We start from the raw sequence: 6,000 nt of genomic DNA on the forward strand, positions 1-6,000 counted from the left end.
TTCTCTCCTATTTAGGAGTTAAAGTTATGGACGGGTTTAAGACAATACAAGAAATGACTGTAAGTGAGCGCGAAGAAATACTTATAGCGGTTGCCGATACGCTTGAGGTGAGCGCGAGAGAAGCGAGTTTGGAAGGGAGCCAATCCTTTGCACAAAATTCGCAAAACATGGCTTCGGCTATCCGCGGATCAACAGAAGAGCTCTCAACTAACGAACTGGAAGCAGCGAGCGCTGTGCTTGAGCAGGCGATGGGCATGATTTCCACGTTCCGCGAAAGCCATCCGTATCCGATTCTGAGTTTCTCGATTCACTAAAATACGCGGCCAGACGTAAGTCTCCGCCACTCGCCAATCTGCCAGCATAAGAGTGCACCGACAGTCGTGCGAGCCCCTGCTAGAGAGCAGGGGCTTTCGGCGTCTTGTGCATTTCCGAGGGGGCTGGCCGACGCCCCGGCGATACCATCGCCCAGGTCGAACAAGCTCCAAAAGAAACCGACTACGGGAACGAATTGGAGACCGCGCCGTTTCTGAGAACCAACCCAAAGGAGACGGTCATGGGAAGCACGACAGACAAGATCAAAGGCACGGCGAACGAAGTAGCCGGAAAAGCACGCCAAGCTTTCGGCAAATCAATCGATAACCATGAAGAACAGGTCAAAGGCAGCATCCAGGAAGCAGAAGGCAAGGCCCAAGTCGCAAAGGGCGAAGCCAAGGAGGCGATCAAGAAGATCGTCGACAAGGCATGATCGGCGAGCCTTTTCTGCCGCACACCGGCGCAGCCTGCCGGAAGCCTTTGGCGATGAGGAGCAGGATAGGTTCAAGACGGGCGGTCATTCCGACAATTGTCTTCACCCTACTCTCTTCGCAGGCGATGGCGCAGACTGCCGAAGATCCGGTGGTGAGCGCCTGCAAGTCCACCGGGCTACTCGCTCTAAAGGAACGGTCGCCGGAGATCTCAGACCTGGTCATTGATCTTGAGAGTGTGGCGATCAGCAAGGCAGATACGAAGGTGGAGGATGTCCCTATAAAGACCGTGGTGCTTGGCGAAGCCTATATTGCCCGCAAGGAGAAGACGGGCCGCCCGGATCGCTTCGTCTGCCTGCTTGGCGATAAGGGCAAAGTACTCCTCACGTTCTTCACCGCCCAATAGCGATGTCTAGGGCTTTGCGCCATTGACCGAGGCTTGGGTGGCGGGATCCGACCAACCCGCCTTGCGCAAGCCTTCTATCAGGCTGGCGACTGTCGACTCTATGGCCTGATGCCGACGATACGCGGCTGCGGGATCGCGGGCCATGGACGGCGCTCTTGTGGCCATTTCAGTCAGTGCTTGTCGTGCGGCGTCGCGATTGCCAAGCGCGCCCTGCGCTATGGCTACGAAGGACCAGCTCATTCCCGAACCGTCGGCGGTACCACGCTCGGCGCTTTGCAGAGCTGCCGTGTAGTCGCCCTCCAGATACTGATGAACGGTGATCAGATTGAAATACCAGCCGGGCGGGTTGACGGTCCGGTCGATGGCGCGTTCCAAATAGGGGAGACCCTCCTGCCATTTGCCCCGGGCGGCAAGCCGCCAGCCAAACTGGGCGAGCGTATCCGGATCGTTGGGATTGAGGGCCAAAGCCTGCCGTTGGAGACGCTCGGACTCGTCGTAATGCCCGGCATAGTAGTTGATCGAGGCGAGAGCTTGAAGTGCCAGAATGTTGGTCGGATCGAGCTCGACAGCGTGGTCTGCGGCGCTGAACGCTTGATCGTATTCATTCTTGACTGCCCCTTGCGGCACCATATCGAATCTTGCGGCATCGAGATGAAGCCAGCCCAGCATCGCCCAGCCCGTGGCATAGCTCGGATCGCGCCGGACGGAATCCTCGATACAGGTGCGCACGGGAGGATAAAGCTCGCTTCCGAACGTGCGGCGGTAAGCGTACGCTCGAAGTATGCAGGCATAGGTGGGCATGCTCGGCGCGGCCGCTTTGTCGAGCAATCGGCTCGCCGCATCGTTGTTGACAATCCCATAGGACTGACCGAGAAGAACGGCGATACGGCTGGCAAGCTCGTCCTGTACGTTCAGCAGCGCGCTCGGCGTCATCGGACGATCATAAGATTCGCTCCACAGGACCTGTCCGCTGTCGGCGTCGATAAGCTGTGCGCCGACGCGAACCGAGCCGTTTGCGGAGCGAAGATTTCCCTTCACCACATAGGAGACGTCAAGGGTGCGCCCAAGTTCCCTGGGGTCGGCCGAGGATTCCACCTGGAAGCTCGCCGGCAAGGAGTAGAGCCGAAATGCTGAAAAACGCATCAGGTAGGTAACGAGCTGTTGGGTCAGTCCGGAGGCAAGAAAACGATCGTCCTCTCCTGAACTCAGCGCTTCGAAGGGCAGAACGATGACCGTCGGGCCACGGGCCAAGGCATCGGAGCCGCGCTCGCGCGGGCTGCTCCATATCCACGCACCGACAGCCGCACAGATGAGCAGGAAAGCTGCCGCCGCCACCGCGTGTAGCCAACCGGCCTTCCAGGTGCGGCCGCCGGCTTTGTGGCTGCTTGCGGCATGGGCATCCTCTTCCAGCGGCTCCGAGGGCATTGCGACGGCCCGAGCATTACTCGTTTCGATCAAGTGAAACGGCTGCTGCTCGGTTGCGCCGTCCATCCATTCGAACTGAGGCGTGTATCCCCCGCGCGGGATCGAAATGCGGATCCGGTCGTGGCTGCCCGCTCCGGCATAATAGCCGTCGAGGTCGCGCCGAAGACGCCGAGCTTCCAGTCGCACAACTGGATCTGACTGCGGGTTGAAGGACTCGTCACGATTGAAAACCGCAAGCGCGATGGAATAGCCCTTCAACCGGTCCGCCCTTCCGTCCAGGGTCTCCTCCACGAGATACCGAAGGAGCACGCGCCGACGTGGGCTGGCCTGAAGGGCGGGATCAGCCAAAATGCGTTCCAGCTGGGCTCGACGCGCGGCAGGCGACGGCCCGGAAGGCATCACTTCCTGTTCGTCGTCAGGCGGGTTACGGGTCGATGCCATCGATCACCCCCATTGGCTGCGAAGACCGGCAGATCCTGTCCGTGCTGTCACACCCCATGCGCCGCACCACCCTATCGCCGGCGCTCACCAGCTTTCATCCGATTGGACCAGAAGGGGGTAGTATGCCTCCACTGCCGTTTTTTTAATATGCGCAGATTGGGTTAGCTATTGTGACGGTCTTCGCGTCCGCGATCTCGGCATCCAGTGTGCGGATCAATTCCGCACCTGCAGGTGCGAACATGTTCGTACCTTGATCTGTATCGCTTCCAGAGCAACGCTGCCTCTACGGGCCTTTGTCGCGATCACAGGACAAGCGTCATGTCAGGACTAACCCCGCTCGTCACTCGCTGGCCGCATCGCGAACTGTCCATACGCAGGCTCTTCACCAAGAGCGCCGACTTTCGGACCATTTGTGAAGACTATGAGGAGGCGCTGCGCGCGCTGCAACGCTGGCAGGCCGCGGGTAGCGACGGAAAGGCGGAGGAATACCGCAGTCTCGCAGCGGAGATCGAGGCGGAAATCCTGCGCATGCTCGACCGCTCGATGGAGGGCCATCCGCAATATATGCCGCGTCCACCTTCGTGAACGCTGCTGCGAGCGTCTAGCGACGCTCCCCATTCTGCCGGCAGGCGCAGACTAGGTTTCTTGCGCTGCGGATAATCAGTGCTTTTTGACCATTTTTTGAGGTGAGCCACGGGGCTTTAGTCTCCGGGGCGAACGGTGACCCAAGAGGGAGAATCCGATGAGCATGAAACAGAATCTTATAACCACTGCCTTGTTGTGCGGCAGTGCGCTGGTGTTCGGCGGGCACGCACCCGCGCGAGCGCAGGAGCAGCCTAAACCGAATATCCTAGTCATCATGGGTGACGACGTCGGCTGGTTCAATGTTGGCGCATACCATCGCGGCATCATGTCCGGGAAGACACCGAACCTCGATAAGCTCGCCTCGCAGGGCATGATGTTCACCGACTACTATGCGGAAGCGAGTTGCACCGCCGGACGAGCAAGCTTCATTACCGGAGAAATCCCCTTGCGGACGGGTTTGACGACCGTTGGTCAGGCAGGGGCGGATGTCGGCATGCCGGACAAGGCCGCGACCATGGCAGCCGCGCTCAAGGCGCAAGGATATGAAACCGGTCAATTCGGCAAGAACCACCTCGGCGATCTGAACAAATTCCTGCCGACGCTGCACGGCTTCGACGAGTTTTTCGGCTACCTCTATCACCTCGACGCGATGTCGGACCCCTATTGGTATTCGTTTCCTGACGATCAGTCGTACCGCGACAAGGTCGGCCCTCGTAACCTGATACATACCTGGGCAACCGACACCGACGACGCGACCGAGCAACCACGCTGGGGCCGGATCGGCAAGCAGAAGATCGTCGACGAGGGGCCTTTGGCGCCCTATGCCAACATGGACAACGTGCCGAACATGCACGACATCACCCCAAAAGCGAAATACGACATGGGGACGTTCGATGAAGTGCTGGTCAAGTCGTCGTGCGACTTCATGGACAAGGCAAAGACCGACGGAAAGCCGTTCTTTGTCTGGCACAACACGACTCGCATGCACGTCTGGACGTTCCTGTCGGCGAAGTATCAGGCGCTGATGAACAGCCAAACCAACTACGGCCTTGAAGAGGCCGGCATGGCGCAACTGGATGACAGCGTCGGCAGCCTCTTGAAATGCGTCGAGGACTCGGGCGAAGCCAACAACACCATCGTTGTCTTCACCACAGACAACGGCGCCGAGGTCTTCACCTGGCCCGACGGCGGCATGACCCCGTTCAAGGGCACCAAGGGTACGGTGATGGAAGGCGGCTTCCGCGCTCCGGCGATCATCCGCTGGCCGGGCCACGTCAAGGCGGGAGCCGTGGAAAACGGCATCTTCTCCGCGCTCGACTGGTTCCCCACGCTGGTGGCCGCAGCCGGCAATCCGAACATAACCGACCAGCTGCTGAAGGGCGCAAAGCTCGGCGATGAGACCTACAAGAACCATCTGGACGGCTACAATCAGATGGATCTCCTTGAAGGCAAGGCGCCGTCCTCTCGTCATGAGTTCTTCTACTTCGGCGGCCCGCAACTGGGCGCCGTTCGCATCGACGACTTCAAGTACCAGTTCTTCCAGCAGCCGCAGGGCTGGCCGGGTGCGAAGGTCACGACGGACATGCCAACCATGGTTAACATCCGCCAGGATCCCTTCGAACGGACACCCTCAATCGGCGAGCAGAGCCTCAACGATCTCGGCGGCGGCTACATGAACGACTTCTTCGCTCGCGAGTTCTGGCGGTTTGTCAGCGTCCAGCAGGAGGTTGCGAAACTGGCCGAAACCGCAATCGACTATCCGCCGATGCAGGACCCGGCTTCCTTCAACCTCGAGGCCGTGAAAAGGCAGATCGACGCGGCAATCAAGAACAAGCCAGGCAACTAACACCCAGGATCGATACGGCGGGCGGCGCGAGCCGCTCGTCGTGTTCGCGACTATAGCCGCGTGCGTACCAGGTTGTCCTGGAAGTCGAGTGTTGGACCGTCAAGGGAGCGTTACATGACTGCTAGATCCAATGTCCTCAAGCTGGTCCGCAACGCGGCTCTCGGTATCGTGGCCGCGTTGTTGTTCGCAGGCCCGTCAGGGGCGCAGACCGATCCACTGCCGTCTTGGAATGATACCGCCCCGAAGGCTGCCATTGTCGCCTTCGTGGAAAAGGTGACCTCGAAGGGCTCGGCGGACTTCGTTCCGGAAGCGGACCGCGTTGCGGTTTTCGACAACGACGGTACCTTGTGGGTCGAGCATCCGAGGTATACCCAGCTCGCCTTCGCGCTCGACCGCGTGAAGGCTTTGGCTTCAGCCCATCCGGAATGGAAGACCAAGCAGCCGTTCAAGGCCGTTCTTGAGGGCGACATGAAGACGCTCGCCGCATCGGGAGAAAAGGGCCTCGTCGAGATCATCATGGCGACGCATTCCGGGATGACGAGCGACGAATTCCA

At 59.7% G+C, this 6,000-nt stretch carries 6 protein-coding genes and 1 pseudogene; 6 read left to right on the plus strand and 1 reads right to left on the minus strand.

The features are described from left to right. The first annotated feature begins 26 nt into the window (after window positions 1-26). The 3 genes from AB4048_RS23510 (at window position 27) to AB4048_RS23520 (ending at window position 1,149) form a co-directional block, all read left to right on the plus strand. The gene (locus AB4048_RS23510; RefSeq protein ID WP_442204411.1) at window positions 27-314 is read left to right on the plus strand and encodes a hypothetical protein; all 288 of its coding nucleotides are present in this window, start codon (window positions 27-29) and stop codon (window positions 312-314) included. Window positions 315-418: 104 nt separating this feature from the next. Then, complete coding sequence (locus AB4048_RS23515; protein ID WP_442204412.1) at window positions 419-745, plus strand: CsbD family protein; 327 nt, start codon at window positions 419-421, stop codon at window positions 743-745. Continuing rightward, window positions 742-1,149: a hypothetical protein gene (locus tag AB4048_RS23520; RefSeq protein WP_442204413.1), complete on the plus strand. Its 408-nt coding sequence runs from the start codon at window positions 742-744 to the stop codon at window positions 1,147-1,149. The genes AB4048_RS23515 and AB4048_RS23520 overlap by 4 nt, the downstream gene beginning before the upstream one ends. A 6-nt stretch (window positions 1,150-1,155) precedes the next feature. Here the strand turns inward: AB4048_RS23520 and AB4048_RS23525 are convergent, their stop codons facing one another. Next, window positions 1,156-3,015, minus strand: a complete 1,860-nt coding sequence (locus AB4048_RS23525; RefSeq protein WP_442204414.1) for a tetratricopeptide repeat protein — start codon at window positions 3,013-3,015, stop codon at window positions 1,156-1,158. A gap of 318 nt (window positions 3,016-3,333) precedes the next feature. On the opposite strand from AB4048_RS23525, the gene AB4048_RS23530 reads away from it, so the two are divergent. From AB4048_RS23530 to AB4048_RS23540, 3 genes and pseudogenes are all read left to right on the plus strand, one after another. Further along, on the plus strand, window positions 3,334-3,600 hold the full coding sequence (locus AB4048_RS23530) for a hypothetical protein (protein ID WP_442204415.1): 267 nt from the start codon (window positions 3,334-3,336) through the stop codon (window positions 3,598-3,600). A 163-nt stretch (window positions 3,601-3,763) separates the two neighbouring features. Beyond that, a complete protein-coding gene (locus tag AB4048_RS23535; protein ID WP_442204418.1) occupies window positions 3,764-5,446 on the plus strand; it encodes an arylsulfatase in 1,683 nt (560 codons plus the stop codon). 114 nt (window positions 5,447-5,560) lie between these two features. After that, window positions 5,561-6,000, plus strand: a pseudogene (locus tag AB4048_RS23540) (haloacid dehalogenase-like hydrolase); the annotation flags it as partial.

This window comes from Rhizobium sp. RAF56 (assembly GCF_052113965.1).
Taxonomy (GTDB): domain Bacteria; phylum Pseudomonadota; class Alphaproteobacteria; order Rhizobiales; family Rhizobiaceae; genus Rhizobium.